Annotated in this window: 13 protein-coding genes; 10 read left to right on the forward strand and 3 right to left on the reverse strand. The window is 68.0% G+C overall.

The genetic code is table 11. The features are described 5' to 3' along the window. Positions 1-40 precede the first annotated feature (40 nt). Entirely contained in the window at positions 41-1,255 is a 1,215-nt protein-coding gene (locus ABIA35_RS01520) for an MFS transporter (RefSeq protein ID WP_370356207.1), read from the reverse strand. A 137-nt stretch (positions 1,256-1,392) separates the two neighbouring features. Continuing rightward, on the reverse strand, positions 1,393-4,887 hold the full coding sequence (gene mfd, locus ABIA35_RS01525; RefSeq protein WP_370356641.1) for a transcription-repair coupling factor: 3,495 nt from the start codon (positions 4,885-4,887) through the stop codon (positions 1,393-1,395). 275 nt (positions 4,888-5,162) lie between these two features. Between mfd and ABIA35_RS01530 the strand changes: the two genes are divergently transcribed. The 9 genes from ABIA35_RS01530 (at position 5,163) to ABIA35_RS01570 (ending at position 15,953) form a co-directional block, all read left to right on the forward strand. Next, a complete protein-coding gene (locus tag ABIA35_RS01530; protein WP_370356209.1) occupies positions 5,163-6,173 on the forward strand; it encodes an SMI1/KNR4 family protein in 1,011 nt (336 codons plus the stop codon). A gap of 101 nt (positions 6,174-6,274) precedes the next feature. After that, positions 6,275-6,754: a carboxymuconolactone decarboxylase family protein gene (locus ABIA35_RS01535; protein WP_370339878.1), complete on the forward strand. Its 480-nt coding sequence runs from the start codon at positions 6,275-6,277 to the stop codon at positions 6,752-6,754. 190 nt (positions 6,755-6,944) lie between these two features. Then, complete coding sequence (locus ABIA35_RS01540; protein WP_370356211.1) at positions 6,945-7,571, forward strand: hypothetical protein; 627 nt, start codon at positions 6,945-6,947, stop codon at positions 7,569-7,571. A 63-nt stretch (positions 7,572-7,634) separates the two neighbouring features. Beyond that, complete coding sequence (locus ABIA35_RS01545) at positions 7,635-8,081, forward strand: hypothetical protein (RefSeq protein ID WP_370339876.1); 447 nt, start codon at positions 7,635-7,637, stop codon at positions 8,079-8,081. Between the two features lie 411 nt (positions 8,082-8,492). Beyond that, the gene (locus tag ABIA35_RS01550; protein ID WP_370339875.1) at positions 8,493-9,038 is read left to right on the forward strand and encodes a hypothetical protein; all 546 of its coding nucleotides are present in this window, start codon (positions 8,493-8,495) and stop codon (positions 9,036-9,038) included. 1,573 nt (positions 9,039-10,611) lie between these two features. Beyond that, positions 10,612-11,379: an IPT/TIG domain-containing protein gene (locus tag ABIA35_RS01555; protein ID WP_370339874.1), complete on the forward strand. Its 768-nt coding sequence runs from the start codon at positions 10,612-10,614 to the stop codon at positions 11,377-11,379. 149 nt (positions 11,380-11,528) lie between these two features. Further along, positions 11,529-13,217, forward strand: a complete 1,689-nt coding sequence (locus tag ABIA35_RS01560) for an IPT/TIG domain-containing protein (protein ID WP_370339873.1) — start codon at positions 11,529-11,531, stop codon at positions 13,215-13,217. 315 nt (positions 13,218-13,532) lie between these two features. Then, positions 13,533-14,360 (forward strand): SDR family oxidoreductase, encoded by an 828-nt coding sequence (locus ABIA35_RS01565; RefSeq protein WP_370356643.1) that lies wholly within the window; start codon positions 13,533-13,535, stop codon positions 14,358-14,360. A gap of 51 nt (positions 14,361-14,411) precedes the next feature. Then, a complete protein-coding gene (locus tag ABIA35_RS01570) occupies positions 14,412-15,953 on the forward strand; it encodes an ArnT family glycosyltransferase (RefSeq protein WP_370339871.1) in 1,542 nt (513 codons plus the stop codon). Between the two features lie 186 nt (positions 15,954-16,139). Here ABIA35_RS01570 and ABIA35_RS01575 read toward each other — a convergent pair whose 3' ends face one another. Beyond that, the gene (locus ABIA35_RS01575) at positions 16,140-16,424 is read right to left on the reverse strand and encodes a hypothetical protein (protein ID WP_370356213.1); all 285 of its coding nucleotides are present in this window, start codon (positions 16,422-16,424) and stop codon (positions 16,140-16,142) included. A 637-nt stretch (positions 16,425-17,061) separates the two neighbouring features. On the opposite strand from ABIA35_RS01575, the gene ABIA35_RS01580 reads away from it, so the two are divergent. After that, on the forward strand, positions 17,062-17,907 hold the full coding sequence (locus tag ABIA35_RS01580; RefSeq protein ID WP_370356215.1) for an alpha/beta hydrolase: 846 nt from the start codon (positions 17,062-17,064) through the stop codon (positions 17,905-17,907). Positions 17,908-17,966 lie beyond the last annotated feature (59 nt).

Consider the following 17,966-nt stretch of genomic DNA (forward strand, 5'->3'; position numbering starts at 1 on the left):
GTCCTGAACCTTCCTGGCGGCACAGCGAATACAGATCGACTCAGATCGACACCGCATCGTAGCGTTCCGCCACCGGCTTTGTGGAGTGGATCACACCAAGATCCTTATGGGAGAGCCGGGCAAGCCGCACAACGCGAGGCTGCGCGAACGCCATGCACCCGCACACCGCAGCACTCGCCCCCCACAGCAAACCGGGCCCCGACATGCCGATGAGCCAGGTCCCCACCAGCGGCGCGAGCAGCGTGGCCACACCCCAACTGAGGCCGTAGACGGCGAGATAGCGCGCCGAGGCCGAGACCGGCGCCAGTTCGCTGACCATCGCGAAGGACCGCCCCATGACGAGCAGGTTGCCAAGGCTGTAGAACGCCGTCGGCACCAGCAGAGTGGGCAGGGTGTGGGCGACCGCGTAACCGCCGAAGCCGACGGCCATCAAGAGGTAGCCCAGGACGAAGGTGGCCGAGTGCGACAGGGTCGCGAGCCGCGGATTGCGCAGGACGGGCCGCGCGAGAACCAGGGTGCCGGTGGCGGCGGCCATGATCAGGCCGGCGTTCGCGGGATTCAGGCCGACCGCGCCGAGGGACAGCGGGAGCATGCTCACCATGAACATGGAGACCAGGGCGAAGACGGTCCCCGAGGCGGTGACGATCAGGAGCGTCCGATCGCGCCACGGCGAGGGCGCAGGCGGCGCAACGGGTTCGGACGGCCCGGCAGACCGCGCTCCGGTTTCGGATGCCTTCCTGTGATCCGGCGCCAGCGCCAGCAGCACGATCGCCGCGCACGCCAGCCCGGTCCCGGCGTCGACCACGAACAGCCAGCGCAGACTCCAGCGCCCGACCACGTCGGCGATCACGCCGGCCGCCAGGCTCCCCACCGCCACGGCCGTGGTCAGCAGCCCGAAGGCCGCGGCCCGGCCGCCCGGGGGCACCGCGTCGGCGATGGTCGCCTGGCTCGGCGGCTCGAACAGCTCGAAGGCGAGCCCCATCAGGACCGCGCACAGCGTTGCGGCGAGCATGTCGGGCGCCGCCGCCAGCCCCAGCTGCGCGACAGCCAGGCCGACCAGCCCGGCCACGATCGTGCGCCGGCGGCCCCAGTGGTCCGCGAGCCGGCCGCCGGCCAGGCGGCTGGGGATCGTGGCGAGGCCGAACGCCGCCGAGACGATCCCGGCCGCCGTGAGGCTCGCGCCGAAGGACCTTGTCAGCAGCACCGTCAGGAAGGCCAGCGAGAACCCGCCGAGCTGGTTCACCGCGCGCGCCACGATGAGCGCCCTGACCTGCCTGGGAAGTCGATCCGTCGCGCCCACTCGCGTCCCCTGTCGCCGACCTGGTTTGCAAATTACTCGCAGTTGCAAATGATTCGCAAGTAATTCGACCAGGTCCCACCGACAGGTTCGGGCTACATCTTCAGCACCGCGTCGATCAGGTCCCGGGCCCACCCCAGCAGCTCCTGGTCGCGCAGCGGCTGACCGCCGACCCGCGCGGTCATCGGCTTGGGCACCAGCATGGTGTCCGTGGCGGCCTTCACCAGCGTCTTCGGGTACAGCCGCATCAGCCGCATCTCCTGGGACTCGCGCAGCTTCACCGAGCCGAACTTCACGAAGTTGCCCTGCACCGCGACCTCCGCGAGCCCGGCCGCGCGTGCGTCGATCCGGAACGCCGCGACCGCGAGCAGGTTTTCCACAGGCTGTGGAAAACGTCCGTAGCGGTCGGTGAACTCCTGGCGGACCTCGGCCAGCTCCTCGTGCGAGCACGCGCTCGCGATGCGCTTGTAGGCCTCCAGCCGCAGCCGCTCGCCCGGGATGTAGTCGTGCGGCAGGTGCGCGTCGACCGGCAGGTCCACGCGGATCTCCACCTGCTCCTCGACCTCGCGGCCCTCGGCCTCCGCGCGGTACTGCTCGACCGCCTCGCCGACCATGCGGATGTACAGGTCGAAGCCGACGCCCTCGATGTGGCCGGACTGCTCGCCGCCGAGCAGGTTGCCGGCGCCGCGGATCTCCAGGTCCTTCATCGCCACGTACATGCCGGCGCCCAGGTCGGTGTGCTGCGCGATGGTCGCCAGACGCTCGTGCGCGGTCTCGGTCAGCGGCTTCTCCGGCGGGTACGTGAAGTACGAGTACGCACGCTCCCGGCCGCGCCCCACCCGGCCGCGCAGCTGGTGCAGCTGCGACAGGCCGAAGTTGTCCGCGCGCTCCACGATCAGCGTGTTGGCGTTGGTGATGTCGATGCCGGACTCCACGATCGTGGTGCAGACCAGGACGTCGTACTCCTTGTTCCAGAAGTCGACGATCAGCTTCTCCAGCACGTGCTCGTTCATCTGGCCGTGCGCCGTGGCGATCCGCGCCTCGGGCACCAGCGCGCGCAGCCGGGAGGCCGCGCGGTCGATGGACTCCACCCGGTTGTGGATGTAGAAGGCCTGGCCCTCGCGCAGCAGCTCGCGGCGGATCGCCGCGGAGATCTGCTTCTCCTCGTACGGTCCGACGAAGGTCAGCACCGGGTGCCGCTCCTCCGGCGGGGTCTGGATCGTGGACATCTCGCGGATGCCGGTGACCGCCATCTCCAGGGTGCGCGGGATCGGGGTGGCGGACATGGTCAGCACGTCCACGTTGGCCCGCGCCTGCTTCAGCTGCTCCTTGTGCTCGACGCCGAAACGCTGCTCCTCGTCCACGATGACCAGGCCCAGGCGCTTGAACTTCACCGAGTTCGCCAGCAGCCGGTGGGTGCCGATCACGACGTCGACCGACCCGTCGGCGACGCCGCGCAGCACCTCCTCGGCCTCCTTGTCGGTCTGGAACCGGGACAGGCCCTTCAGGGTCACCGGGAACTGCGCGTAGCGCTCGGCGAAGGTCGAGAAGTGCTGCTGCACCAACAGAGTGGTCGGCACCAGCACCGCCACCTGCTTGCCGTCCTGCACCGCCTTGAACGCCGCGCGCACCGCGATCTCGGTCTTGCCGTAGCCGACGTCGCCGCAGATCAGCCGGTCCATCGGGACCGGCTTCTCCATGTCCGTCTTCACCTCGTCGATGCACGCCAGCTGGTCCGGCGTCTCGACGTAGGGGAACGCGTCCTCCAGCTCCCGCTGCCACGGCGTGTCGGCGGCGAACGCGTGCCCCGGCGCGGCCATCCGCGCGCTGTACAGCTTCACCAGGTCCCCGGCGATCTGCTTGACCGCCTTGCGGGCCCGGGACTTCGCCTTCTGCCAGTCCGCGCCGCCGAGCCGGTGCAGCGAGGGCGCCTCGCCGCCGACGTACTTGGTGACCTGGTCGAGCTGGTCGGTGGGGACGAACAGCCGGTCGCCGGGCTGGCCGCGCTTGGCCGCGGCGTACTCGATCACCAGGTACTCGCGGGTGGCGCCGGCGACGGTGCGCTGCGCCATCTCCACGTAGCGGCCCACGCCGTGCTGCTCGTGCACGACCGGGTCGCCGGCCTTGAGCTGCAGCGGGTCGATGACGTTGCGGCGCCGCGAGGGCATCCGCCCCATGTCCTTGACGGTGGCGCGCTGCCCGGAGACGTCCTGCTCGGTGATCACCCAGAGCTTGAGCTCGGGAGCGACGAAGCCGTGGTCGATGCTGGCCGTGGCGACGGTGGCCAGCGCCGGGTCCGGGGCGGTCTCCAGCTCCGGGACGTACCGGGCGCCGATGTCAGCGCCCTTCAACACCTCGACCAGGCGCTCGGCCGAGCCGTGGCCCGCGGTGACCAGCACCACCCGCCAGCCCTCGGAGATCCGGGCCCGGACGTCGGCCAGCGCGCGGCCGGTGTCGCCGCCGTACTGCTCGGCGTCGTGGATCTCGCTGACCTCGGTGGCGTCCTCCTCCGGCAGCAGCTCCAGGTCCGGGGCGAAGGGCGTCAGCGACCACCAGGGCAGGCCCAGGGTGATGGCGTGCTCGCGGACCGACGCGAGGTCCTTCAGCGAGGCCGCGCCGAGGTCGATCGGGCTCTGGCCGCCGCCGGCCGTGGCGGCCCAGGAGGCGTCCAGGAACTCGGCGGAGGTGGCGGCCAGGTCGGCGGCGCGGGTGCGCACGCGCTCGGGGTCGCACAGCACCATCGGCGAGCCGGCCGGCAGCAGGTCGATCAACAGCTCCATCTCGTCGACCAGGACCGGCGCCAGGGACTCCATGCCCTCCACGCCGATGCCCTCGGAGACCTTGCCGAGGATGTCGGCCAGCTCGGGGTGCTCCTCCATCAGCGCCGCGGCCCGCTTGCGGACCTCGTCGGTGAGCAGCAGCTCGCGGCACGGCGGGGCCCACAGCCCGTGTTCGGCCACCTCCAGCGAGCGCTGGTCGGCGACCTTGAAGTAGCGGATCTCCTCGATCTGGTCGCCCCAGAACTCCAGCCGCAGCGGGTGCTCCTCGGTGGGCGGGAAGACGTCCACGATGCCGCCCCGGACGGCGAACTCGCCGCGCTTCTCCACCAGGTCCGTCCGGGTGTACGCGGCGGCGGCGAGCCGGTTCACCAGATCGTCCAGGTCGATCTCCTCGCCCGTGCGCGCGGCCACCGGGACCAGGTCGGCCAGGCCCTTCACCTGCGGCTGGAGCACCGAGCGGATCGGCGCCACGACCACCGTCAGGGGGCCGGCGCCCTCGGTGGCGGCGTCGGGGTGTACCAGACGGCGCAGCACCGCCAGCCGGCGCCCGACGGTGTCGCTGCGCGGCGACAGGCGCTCGTGCGGCAGCGTCTCCCAGGACGGGAAGTCCACGACGGTCTCCGGGTCCAGCAGCCCGCGCAGCGCCGCGACCAGGTCCTCGGCCTCGCGCCCGGTCGCGGTCACGGCCAGCACCGGCCGGCCCGCCGGGGCCTGCGCCCGGGCCAGCGCGGCCAGCGCGAAGGGCCGCACCGAGCGCGGCGCGGCCAGGTCGAAGGAGGTACGGCCGGCGGTGGCCGACGCTTCCAGCAGCGCGGCGACACCCCGGTCGGCGGATACGGCGTCAAGAAGTCCGGACAGGCTCACAAGGGCCACCCTTCGCGCACGACGAACAGCCCGAAGCCATGAGTCGGCGTCGGGATATCCCCCAGGGTACGCCTCGTCTCGGACACCCGATTGGGGATTTTTCAGGGCGAACCTGTCCCCGAAGGGGCGACCTGGTCAGGCGACATACCCCTGACCGGTGCGGAGCCGGTACCTTTCTACCGGACCCAACAGATGTGAATAAGGCCGGAGCGAGACCTCAGATGGCACAGGCATCCGCACAGCGGCACGGCATACCGAACGGCCAGTTCGCCGGACGGATCATCGAGTTCAGCGACCCCGAACTCGACCGCAAGTTCCCGCACGGTATCTACCTGACCATGCACGGCTACCCGGAGTTCGCCGTCTACGCGCGCCACACGGTGCAGATCGCGGACCCGCCCTCCGGCCTGTCCGTGGACGAGATCAGGGTCACCGACGTCATCGCCGCCAACCTGCTGGCCGCCGAGTCCGGCGACCCGCTGTGGGCCGGCCGGCCGAACACCGCCACGCCGCAGGGCTGGACCTGGGCGCACGCCGCCGAGTCCCGGCTGCTGCACTGCGTGCCGATCGAGCTGCACGGGGCGTTCCGCCACCACGGCGGCATGGCCACGCTGAAGGCCGACCGCAGCCGCTCGGGGCTGTTCACCGAGGGCATGCTGGAGCCGGTCGCCTTCGAGCGCAGCGGCTCGGTCCCCGAGGACGCGATGGGGCAGTTGGAGCAGCATCTGGGCTTCACGCTGCCGCCGTCCTACCGGCGCTTCCTGGCCGGCACCGACGGCGGCCGGCCGATCAGCCCGGCGGTGAACCTGGCCGGCGGCCTGATCGCCGACCAGTGGATGTTCGGGCTGCGCCGGGAGGACCCGCACCAGGACCTGGTGTACGCCAACCAGGCGCTGTACGACCGGTTCACCGAGGAGTTCCTCGGCATCGGCTACGTGCAGGGCGGCATGCTGGCGCTGAAGATCCGCGGCACCGAGGCCGGCTCGGTCTGGCTGTTCGACGACGACGACCCGCGCGACTCCGAGAGCCGCGACGCCGTCAGCGTGTGCGCCGAGCTGTTGAAGAAGGTCGGCAACGACTTCGACGACTTCGCCCGGCACCTGGTCGCGCTGCCGCAGCAGATCGTGGACATCGCACGCTCCGCGGTGGACTCCGGGCACGCGAAGGCCGTGACCGACATCGAACACCTGGGAGCGGCGCTCCCGGAGGCTTTGAAGGCACCGCGCAGATGATGTGAGTTCCCGTGGCACAGGTCACACCGGACCGTGTCACGGGAACCGATGCTTCCCCGTCCTAGTGGTTGTACCCAGCCGGAACAACCAGGGAGCCCACCATGGAAGCCCGCATCAACACCTTCGCCACCCCGACCGGTGCCAAGTTCGCCAAGTACCTCATCGGCGCCGGCCGGGCGCTGCACGAGGGCAGCGTCCCGTCCGCGACCCTGCACCTGGTCGACATCCGCGCCAGCCAGATCAACGGCTGCGGCTTCTGCCTGGACATGCACACCAAGGACGCCACCGCCGCCGGCGAGACCGCCGAACGGCTGAACCTGGTCGCCGCCTGGCGCGAGGCCGGCTGCTTCACCGACGCCGAGCGCGCCGCCCTGGAGCTGGCCGAGGCGGGCACCCGGCTGGCCGACGGGACCGGCGTGAGCGACGAGGTCTGGGAGAACGCCGCCAAGCACTACGACGAGGACCAGCTGGCCACGCTGGTCGGGCAGATCGCGCTGATCAACGCCTTCAACCGCGGCAACATCCTGGTCAAGCAGCCGGCCGGCGACTACGTGGCCGGGCAGTTCGACGCTCTCAAGTGACCCGCGGGCACCTCCGCTCGCTGCTTGTCAGCCCTCTGGCACCGGCGCCCCGGCACGGGGCGCCGGTGCCTGCTTTTTGTTAAGTTCGCCCGCACGCCACCCGAATGCTGCCTTGTGCGTGACCTGCCGATCTTCCTCCGCGTTGAGGGGCCAGTTCCCCTATTCACGAACGCGATGAAAGGAGTCGGCGATGCGCAAGTACCTGTCCCTCGCCGTTGTGGCCTTGTCCTCCGGCGGGGCGCTTCTCGCCGCCGCCGGTGCGGCCAACGCGGCCACCGCCAACGACAACTGGCGTGCCGCCCCGTGGCTGGGCTCCAGCCCGATGGCGATGCACGCGGCGCCCTTCACCCACCACCACGACGACGATGACGCCCTGTGCGGCATGCAGAAGGCCGACTACCGCATCGGCAAGATCGAAGTGAAGCTGGAGCAGAAGGGCTGCCTGGGCGGCGGCGGCTGGGACCAGACGCCCCCCATGGTGCCCGGCCCGCCGCCGGTCGGGGACCCGCAGCCGTGCCCGACCTCCTGCACCCCGACTCCGCCGCCCACCTGGACGCCGCCCACGCCCCCCACCCCGCCGGTGCCCCCGCCGCCGCCGGTGCCGTGCCCGCCCCCCACGCCGGACCCCTGCCCCCCGGGTGACGACCACGGCTGGTCGGCGGCTCCGGCCGACGCCACCCAGGCTCCGGCCGACGCCACCCAGGCTCCGGCCGACGCCACCCAGGCTCCGGCGGACGCCACCCAGGCTCCGTTCGCGACGGGCAACAACACCGCGGGTCTGCCGATCGCCGGCGACGCGCCCGGCGGCCTGCTCTAGCAAGCGGCGCGGGCCCGGCACCGACCGCCGGGCCCGCGCTTCGAAAGTCAAGGGAGTACCACGTTGCGTGCCCGAACAATCCTGACGGCGGCGGCCGCGACCGCGGCCACGCTCGGTGGCGTTCCGGCCTCGGCCGGTACCGCCGCGGCGAGGACCGCACCGCTGACGACTCCGGCGCCCCCGACAGCACCCAGGGCCGCCCCGACCCCGGGGATCCTGGCTGTCGAGAACGCCTTGGAGTTCGTCGACAACTGGTGCGTCGCCCCGCTGCGGTTCACCGGACCGCTGACCGCGAACCCGTTCCCGACCGTGTCCGACGCCTGCGGACGCCACCGCACCGGCGGCGGTGTCCGCGTCCTGAGCAACATGTGTATCGCGCCGATCACCATGGACGACCCGCTGGGATCCGGTCCGGCGCCGACCACAGTGTGCAGGAACGACGACGCACCGGGACCCGGATTCGAGATCGCTCGCAACGTGTCCGTCGCGGGCGTTCAGGCCACATACTGAGCGCCGCATTCCGACCAACTTTCCACACCGACTCCGCCAATACATTTTGTCTGGCGAATCGTTGGTCATAACGAACCGGCCCGACGACGGTACGCCGCCGGACCCCCGAAGGGGTCAATAAACGCGGAACATCGTCGACGGACCACCCTTCCCGGCATCGCACGGCACCATCAGTGAGATGTCGACAGGTCATACATCTGATCAGCTCAGACGACCTGGGTAGACACCGTGGAAAGTACGAAGAATGACATCCAATCAATCACTCGTCAGCGTCTTGGGTCGCGCGCCTCCCGACTTGATATACGATTCTTCGTGAATGGCAGTATGGTTCAAAGCAACAAGGTGGCGGGCTTCAGATTCCCTGCCCGTCAGGTCACCATCGATCCACATCGACAAGGAAGAACGATCAACATGGCATTTCTGAAGCACGCCACCGTTATCGCCGCGCTGGCCAGCGCGAGTGTCGTGGGCATGGCCGGCATCGCCTCCGCGGCGGCCGACGACGCCTGGAACGGCGGCCGCGAGCACCACAAGGTCGGCGACAACAACGTCGGCCAGGGCGGTCTGATCCCGGTCAACACGCTGAACAACGTCAACGTCGCCCCGAACCTGGGCTGCCTGGCGCACAACACCGTCCCGGACCTGAACGTCCAGTCCCTGGTCGGCGCGGCGCCGATCGCCGTGCCCCTGAACCACCTGCTGGAGCACACGCACCTGAACGTGCTGTCCAACGGCAACATCGACACCGATGTCTACGACAACTCCTGCACCTCGAACCAGGGTTCGTCGCAGGCCGGCAACAACAGCCACGGCAGCGTGGGCGCGGGCGACAGCAGCAACACGCACGCCGACGGCACCGGCGCGGGCTCGCAGAACAACGGCGCGGGCGCCGGCGCGGGCGGCCTGATCGGCTCCTCGGGCCTGCTCGGCAAGGGCGGCCTGAACCTGGGCGGCTGAGCCCACACCTCGGTGTGTGACGCGTGCCGGAGTCCGCTCCGGCACGCACCACCGACGGCCGGACGACGAGGGCTGATCCCCCTCATCGCCTGATCGGGCGACAAGCCCGCATCGCTCGTCGGAGTGAAACGAAAAGCGTGAGAAGGCCCCGCGGGATGCGCGCCGCGGGGCCTTCTGCATGCGCGAGTACCGCCCGGCACCGGCCGGAGATCCTCAATGAGCAGAGGTCCGGTGCCGAGCGGTACTCAGCTCACTGGTTCACTCGTCGTCGACACGCTCGTCGTCGCCGGCAGCCGGGCGTCCCGACCCGGAGCGCCAGCGGTGGCGGTGCCCTGTCAGCCGTTCGTGGAGTTCCTGGCGCCCTTCAGCGCGTCCCGCACCGTCTTGGCGTCGGTGATCCGCAACCTCCAGTCGCGTTCGTGGCGCACAGTCGTCGGCATACCGGATGATCCGGTACGTGGTCAGACCTCGCTGCCGTTCACGAACCCGGCGGTACGGACAATCAAGGGACAGAATCAGAGGCCTGTGACCCCTGAGTAATCGAGGTCAATAATTTGGAGATCGACCCCGTGGCGGCGAAGGCGCTGCGGACCGTGGTCGATCGCATCTTTTCGGACGAGTCCGGGACACCGCGACGTCGGCCCGGGAGGCCGCCAGCGGATCGACACCCGTACGCTCGCACACGGTGAGGAACTCCGACAGGCCTCGACCATAGGCGTCGATCGTCCGGGCTGCCCGCCCCAGATCGCTCCACACCTGCAGCCACTCGGCCGCCTTCTCATGCCGGCCCAGCACCGGCCACTTCTCGACAGACACCACAGACAACGAAGCTCCCGTGGACGCGGTGACGCCGGGGACGGAAGGTTCCGTCCCCGGCGTGATTCCACGTAACTTCTAAGCTGGTCAAGCGGCAGATGTATGGACGAGCCGGGCTCCCGCTCCTCCGAAAGCGCGTCCTGCTGCTATAACGACAACCACCAGGCACGTCACGAAAATCTTGCCAGAGCCAAATAGTCGGCACCCACAGGGTGCCAAGTTCCCGCCGGCGCCATGCCAGTGGGGGCAACCCCTCCCCCTCTGGAACCGTGTCAATCGCGCGCTGGCTCAGTCTGGACTGGGAACCGCCGTGCCAGTCCCCGACCTTGCGCTCATACCCGCGGGCCAGTATCGCCTTCCGCGTCGAGATCAAACTCCGCCACCCGCGCGCTTCGCACGAAGGGGTGGTATCGCGTCAGGACTATTGCGGTGCGCTGACCTGCGCAGGTTACTGATGGTAGTCGAACCGGTGGGCCGCCCGCCTCCCGGGGGAGCGGCAGTCGGCACCGCCTGGTCCTCCCCGGCGATCCAGCCCCCAGGCGCATCGGGCGCCCTGGTGGAGGAACGATCCGCCGCTCGGTGCCACCCGGCACCCGGCTGGTGTGGGTGGATCCACGCCGGGTTCCCGAGGGCGTCTTATGACGGTTCGTATGCTGCCGCCCCGCCTTTGCACGGTGTACCGGTCCTGGACCGGGGATCGGCTGCCGATCTCACCCGCGCCTACGCGGGAACGATCAACCATGAAAAGGAGCTTCCGATGCCAATCTCCCCCAACCGCGGTACAACCGCCGGCGGTACCGCGGTCACCATCACGGGCACCGACCTGACGGGGGCTACCGCGGTACGCTTCGGTGTCGCTGCGGCCACTGGTGTCACCAATGTTTCTCCCACCGAGATCACCGCTGTCTCACCCGCTGGAACGGGCGCGGTCGAGGTGACCGTCACGACCCCGGGAGGCGAGAGCAACCCGGCGCCGTTCTTCTACGTCGGTGCGCCCACGGTCACCGCGGTGAGCCCGGTTTCAGGACCGTTCGGCGGCGGCAACACCGTCACGATCACCGGCATCAATCTAGCCACCGCGAGTGCGGTGATGTTCGCAGCCAACCCGGGCACAATCACCGGCGTCACCGATAGCACCCTCATTGCCACCGTGCCGAGGGGGAGTAGTGCCGGCAGTGTGTCGATCGTCGTGGTCACCGGTGGCGGCAGCGCTGACGGCATCAGCTACGACTACCTCGCCAACCCCACTATGACTGCCGTCGTTCCCGTCTCAGGGCCGGCTTCGGGCGGCAACATCGTCACCATCACCGGCACTGACCTCACATCAACTGAACAGGTGGTCTTCGGTCCCAACGCCGTGCATGCCGGCGGTCAGAACGCCGCGTTCACCGTCATCTCCGACACCGAGATCGCAGCGATCGCGCCCGCGGAAGCAGTGGGGCCCGCCGATGTCATCGTCGCATCGCCCGGTGGCTCGTTCTCTTTACAAGGTGGCTACACCTACGAAAGCGGCCCCAGCATCTGACAGCCCTTTCGGGAAGACCCGCAGAAGCCCCCGGTTCCAAGCCGAGGCTCGCGGGGATGTTCCACCGGTCCGGCGGTGACCCGTGCGACCGACGTGGGCCCTCTCACGGCGCCGTTCACCGGTGCCGAAACAACCGACCATCCAAGGGAGTGTGTGCCTTGTTCACCAATACGCGATCGTTGTCCCTGCCCAGCCGGGAACTCCGGATCCCTGCCCTGCTTTCGGCCGCCGACCCCGTCCTGCCGGTGGGCGGCAACCCGCTGGGAGTGGTGCTGTCTCCTGACGGGACACGCGCCTACGTGGCCTGCAGTTCGTCGAACACGCTCGTCGTGATCGACACCGCGACCGAGGGTGTCCTCGCGACCATTCCCACGGGTGCGGGGCCGGCGTTCTTGGCGATCGCGCACGACGGGGCCCACCTCTACGCGGCCGTGTCCGACGACGGCCTGCTCAGTGTGATCGACACCGCGACGAACACCGTCACGGCGAGCGTCGCGGTGGGAGGGTCGCCGATCGGCGTGACCGTCACCCCGGACGGCGCCCACGTCTACGTGGCGAACAACGGCTCAGACACGGTCAGTGTGATCGACACCGCCACCACCACCGTCATCGCGACCATCCCGGTGGGAGGGTCGCCGATCGGCGTGACCGTCACCCCGGACGGCGCCCACGTCTACGTGGGCAACAGCGACGGCAACACCATCAGCGTGATCGACACCGCCACCAACACCATCACCGCCACCATCCCCGGGGCCGGCGGTCCCGCGGTCGTGGCGATCACCCCCGACGGCACCCGCGGCTACGCCAGCAACCTCAGCGGCAACACCATCAGCGTGATCGACACCGCCACCAACACCATCACCGCCAGTATCCCAGTCGGTATAGAGCCGCGTTTCGTGACCGTCAGCCAGAACGGCGCCCACGTCTACGTGGCGAACAACGGCTCCAACACCGCCAGCGTGATCGACACCGCCACCAACACACTCACCGGAAACCTCAGCACCGGCCAAGGCCCCACCGGCGTCGCCGTCGCCCCCGACGACTCCAGCCTCTACGTGACCAACACCGATGCGGGCACGCTCAGCGTCATCCCGCTGACCCTGATCCCCCAAGCGGGAAGCACCGCGGGCGGCGCCACCGCGACCATCAACGGCCACAACCTCGCAAACGCCAGCGCCGTACGCTTCGGTGCCGCAGCTGCCACAATCCTCACCAACACCGCGACCTCGATCACCGTCGTCATCCCCGCCGGAGCCGGGGCCGTCCCCGTGACGGTCACCACCCCTGGCGGCACCGGATTCCTGGGCGAATTCATCTACTTCCCACCCCCGCAGATCAACGACGTGAACCCCGCCGAAGGTCCCTCCATCCTGGGCAGCACCGCCGTCATCAGCGGCTTCAACCTGGCCGGTGCGATCGCCGTGTCCTTCGGCCCCAACCCCGCCACCATCCAGTCCGCCACGGACACCCAGCTCACCCTCGCCCTGGCCCCCACACGAAACCCCGGCACCGTCCCACTCACCGTCACCACCCCGGGCGGAACTGCCGCCGGCCTCTTCTACACCTACTGGCCCGAGCCGACCGTCACCAACGTCACCCCCGACACCGGGTCGACCAAAGGCGGTACCCCCGTAACTCTCACGGGCACCGACCTCGCCACCACGCAACAAGTCACCTTCCAGAACGTCTCGGCCGACTTCTGCGTCATCTCCGACACCCAGGTCACCACCGTCGCGCCGCAACAATCCCCGGGCCAGAACATCACCGTCTCGGTCACGACCGCTGGCGGCAGCAACTCCTGGAACGCCTTCACCTACCAGCAGCCCCCTGCCGTCTGATCAGGGTCTGTCAAAGTAGCGGTGAACGGGGTCGATGTAGCGGCTACTTCCGTCCGGCGGACAGGCGTCCTGTGCTGGTCAATAATTGAGAAGTCCGTCCATGCAGGTCAGGCAATCGGACGGTATTCGTGTAGTTGGCCCTGCGTCCCCCGACTTGACCGCGTGGCATCCTCCACGAACCCCACCCCGCAATTTGACCTGCGAGGACAGGCTTCTCGCCGTCTTCAGATCGAATCCGGCTCACCAGACCCGCGTGTCTGAATCGTTCCAGCGGGCGAGACTAATATGCTTCATTTCATGGCGGTAAGGACATATATGGTCACGGGGGCGTCGAGCGGGATCGGGCGGGCCTGCGTCGACGAACTAGTGCGTATAGGCGCCAGAGTGTGGGCCACAGTGCGTTCTGATTCGGACGAGAAAGCCCTGCTGCGAGATCATCCGGCAGGAGTCCGCGTGTTACGAATGGACCTCTCCGACCCTGAATCGGTGTCCGCCGCAGCGCAGCAAGTGGTGGCGGACGGTCCGCTCGATGGCCTGGTGAACAATGCTGCCATGCCCATGCCGTGGCCGCTGGAGCACACACCGCTCGACGCGTTTCGGCGACAGTTGGAGATCAACCTGACCGGCCACCTTGCGGTTACCCAGGCAGTGCTCCCTGCGCTGAGACTTGCCGCGAGGCAGAGCGGGACGGCCCGCATCGTGCAGGTGGGTTCGATCGTCGGCCGGATCGCCGGAACTATCCATGGCCCGTACCAGATCTCGAAGTTCGGCGTTGTCGGCTTGACCGACAGCCTGCGCGCCGAGCTTGCACCTTTCGGCATCAAGGTTGTGCTGATTGAGCCCGGTGCCGTTGCTACACAGGTATGGAGCAAGATGGCTGCGTCCTTCGCGGAACTCGAGGAGACGTTGCCGGATGCCGCACGTGAGCAATATGCGGACCAAATTACCGCAGCACGAACATCAGCCAAACGTACCGAGCACCGTGGCTTGCCTCCGAGCCGTCCTGCTCAGGTTATTGTAAAGGCCCTCACCGCCCGTTACCCCAGGCCTCGGTATGTGGTGGGCCTCGACGCTCACCTCGGCGCCCTGGCTGCGAGGCTGCCAGACCGGGTGCGCTACTGGCTCACCGCCGCCAGGGCGTGACCTCGGCCGAACCACTGCGGCCGTCCGGAACCGTGAGGGTTGGAGCATTTCGTGGGCCTATCAGAATTCTCCGGGGCGGTAAGCACTGCCGACGCCTGCCAGAAAGAGTCGGGAACCCTGCCGGCGTTCTCACGCGCGCCGGTGCTCGCCATCGCGGGCGCGACCGGGGCGGTGCTGCTGGCGGTGAGTGCCCGGTTCGGCTACTTCGGTGACGAACTCTACTTTCTTGCTTCCGGGAAATACCACCCTGCCTGGGGATACGAGGATAATCCTTGGCTTCTGCCCCAACTGGCCAGGCTTTTTGACCTGCTGTTTCCCGGCTCTGTGGTCGGCATGAGGCTTCTGCCTATGCTGCTCACGGTCTTCGGCGTAGTACTGTGTGCGCTCATTGCCCGCGAATTCGGCGGCGCTGCGCGAGCACAGATCATGGCGGCGGCAGCGTACGCACTGTCTTTTCAGCTTCTCGAGTCCGGACACATGCTGGCGACCAACACGGTGGACCCGTTCTGCTGGGTACTGGTCAGCTGGCTAGTGGTGCGTTGGGTGCGGACTCGCGCTGACAGACTCCTGTTGTATTCCGGGATCGCCTCGGCAGTCGCGATGCAGGCCAAGTTTTTGATCGTCTTTTTCTGGCTCGGGCTGGCCATCGGTGCGCTCGTCGCAGGCCCCCGCAGACTGTTGTCTCGTCCGTTGCTGTGGTTGGGCGGCGCAATCACCGTGCTGTTCACGCTGCCGACCCTCGTTTGGCAGGCCAACCATGGATGGCCTTATCTGTTAATGCGCGGGGTGGTCATAGAGCAGGACCGGAGGTTGCTTGGAGGTCCAATGGCCATAGTGCCGCTCGCGGTGTTGATGGCGGGCCTCTTAGTCGGCGCTTTCCTCGTGTGCCATGGATTCTACTGCCTGTTGTGCGCTCCAGAACTGCGCGACTATCGAATGTTCGGCTGGGCGGGCGTGGTGGTGCCCGTCGTGCTCGTGTACTCCGCCGACCGCTACTACTACCTCGCAGGGCTGTATGCGGTGCTGTTCGCGGCTTCGGCTGCACGGATCGAGCGTCGTCCTCCGGCGCGCTGGTGGCGCTGGGTTCCGACCTGGCCCGTGTTCGTATTGTCCGTTCCGTTGGCGATCTACGTAAGCCTGCCAGTCCGTCCAGCGGACGGGTTCACCGGCGTCACGCTAGTCGACTTCGTGTCCAGCGGTAGCTACGGCTGGCCGAAACTCGCGGAAGCCACGGCAGCCGCCTACCACCGCGTGCCCCCAGCCGTTCGCACACACACGGCTGTGATGGGTGACTCCTATTGGCAAGCCAGCGCGCTGGAGGTCTTCGGTCGCGCCGACGGTCTGCCTGCGGCGTACGGGCCAGAGCGGGGCTACTGGTACGCCGGGCCGCCACCTGCAAGCACTCGTCAAGTACTCTATGTTGGTGGCGACGGTCGCTGGATCGCAGGGTTCTTCAACTCGGTGCGCCAGGTGGGCACCGTCCACCTCGACCACGTGAACATTGAGGTTGCCAACCAGGACGTGCCGATCTGGTTGTGCACCGGACCGCGCGCCCCCTGGGACAGCATGTGGGACCAGATGCACCGACCGTGACAGCCACGATGGGGTGTTGAGAAGAGCAGCATTCTTGGTCACCCGATGACGCAGCGTCTTCACTGAGCACGGGCGGCGCACCATCGCTATTTAAAGACGCCAGATCCGCAAGCGCCGCAACGTCGCCGACCACCTGTCTGAGCCCGACCGCGCCCGCATCGACGCCAAGCTGGCCGTGATCTTCACCTAGCCCGACGCGGTCCGGGCCGAGCGGGCCATGCACAACCTGGCCGCCTCGCTGGAGAAGGCCCACCTGGTGTCGCCGCATCGCTGCGCCAAAGGCCTGCCCGAGATGTTCTCCATCGCCCGGCGCGTCAACAAGAACGCCACCCGCTGCCGCGACGGCAAGATGGTCATGTTGTGGACCGGCACCGGCATGGCCCAGGCCACGCCCAATTCCGCCGCGTCAAAGACGACGCCCAGATGCCGAAGCTCTTCACAGCACTCGAGGAAACCACCCAGACGGATCACGCGACACAGCCCATCACGCACACAAAAGCCGCATAAGATCAGCTCAGACCGTCATCGAAGATCCACGAGACCGGGGCACCCTCCACGAGCCGACTTGGCCTGACATGGGCGTCGAGACTGTGGCGGGTGCTCCTGCTGACGTCAGATTCGCCAGACAATCCGAACACGTCGCCAGCCTAGCGAGCAACCGGCTCCGAGTTTCCCTACAGCTCGCAAACAACTATGCGCCGTCGGCTTGCACAGCCTGTGCCTGGACCTGCGTTCGCCGCCGTCTCAGTTCGATGGCCTTCGTGGCGAATATCTCCGACATTACGGACACTGATGCAGACCGCCCCATGCGCCCGCCTGAGAGAGAAGAACGATGTCTAACATGCCACGTCCAGCCTGGGGTCTGGCCTTGGTCCTCGCACTCACGTCATGTGTCTGGTTGACCTCTTCGCCGACCTCATCCGCAGGTCAGGCAGATGACCCAATGCCGGCTCAAAGTATGACTCAATCGGCCTCGACTATTCCGGTCCCGCCGTCACTGCAATCACCGGTGCCCTCTTCATCCACGAGGCCGATCGCGGTCGCCCCGCCGACCGGAAAGGCCGACGACGGATCATACGTCCAATCCGAGACCTGGCTCGACCCGCACATGGCCGACCTCGACGTCGGCTCTGCCGCTGTCGGCTCCGTGGTCCCTGTGAGGATCATCGTCCCAACCGGCTGGAGCGCCGACGCAGACGGCACCCGATGGCCCGTGCTCTTCCTTCTGCATGGCGGCAGGGACAGTTACGCCGCCTGGACTCGGGAGACTGACATCGAGTCCTTCGTCTCCACAAGGAATCTAATCGTCGTCATGCCCGACAACAGCCCGATCGCCCTGGCGACCCGCTGGTGGAACAACGGCGAAGAAAGACCCGACTACGAAGCCTTCGACGCCGTAGAGCTCATGCAACTAATGGAACGCGACTACCACGCGAAACCCAAACGCGCTGTGGCTGGCGTATCCTCTGGCGGTTACGGTGCCATGATCCTGGCTGCGCACTACCCGCGGACCTTCGCTGCAGCCGCGTCGTACAGCGGGATCGTCGACACGACTACTCCCGGCACATCCTTACTGATGATGATGGGCGATTTGTGGCAGGGATATTCACCGAACGCGGTATGGGGGGATCCGAGCAGCAGCATCGGCAGACGGCTACGCGACGAGAACAACCCCTACTCACAAGCGGCCAACCTGCGTGGGACCTCCCTGTTCCTCTCCTGCGGCGACGGAGTCGGCGAAGAAGCTCAGGACTTAGCAGGAACGCTCGGGCTTTGGGCGGAGGGCGGGGTACTGCTACCGCAGAACATCGCGTTCATCAACCGACTGAAGATGCTCGGCATCCCGGCACAAGCTGACTTCTACAGGGGCGGTATTCACAACTGGATTTCCTGGAAGGTCACGTTCGCCGCCTCCTGGCCGGTGCTCGCCGCCGGCCTCGGCCTGCCTTCCTAAAACCGTCGCCATCACCTGGGGCAGCGGGTCGCGAGACGGCTACGCGCCGAACGACGTCG

Source organism: Catenulispora sp. MAP12-49 (assembly GCF_041262705.1).
GTDB lineage: Bacteria > Actinomycetota > Actinomycetes > Streptomycetales > Catenulisporaceae > Catenulispora.

What these genes read in the sequence shown, in the direction of transcription:
- ABIA35_RS01530 (WP_370356209.1), top strand. Translation starts at nt 5,163, where the DNA reads ATGGCACAGGCATCCGCACAGCGGCACGGCATACCGAACGGCCAGTTC.
- ABIA35_RS01535 (WP_370339878.1), top strand. Translation starts at nt 6,275, where the DNA reads ATGGAAGCCCGCATCAACACCTTCGCCACCCCGACCGGTGCCAAGTTC.
- ABIA35_RS01540 (WP_370356211.1), top strand. Translation starts at nt 6,945, where the DNA reads ATGCGCAAGTACCTGTCCCTCGCCGTTGTGGCCTTGTCCTCCGGCGGG.
- ABIA35_RS01550 (WP_370339875.1), top strand. Translation starts at nt 8,493, where the DNA reads ATGGCATTTCTGAAGCACGCCACCGTTATCGCCGCGCTGGCCAGCGCG.
- ABIA35_RS01555 (WP_370339874.1), top strand. Translation starts at nt 10,612, where the DNA reads ATGCCAATCTCCCCCAACCGCGGTACAACCGCCGGCGGTACCGCGGTC.
- ABIA35_RS01565 (WP_370356643.1), top strand. Translation starts at nt 13,533, where the DNA reads ATGGTCACGGGGGCGTCGAGCGGGATCGGGCGGGCCTGCGTCGACGAA.
- ABIA35_RS01580 (WP_370356215.1), top strand. Translation starts at nt 17,062, where the DNA reads ATGGCCGACCTCGACGTCGGCTCTGCCGCTGTCGGCTCCGTGGTCCCT.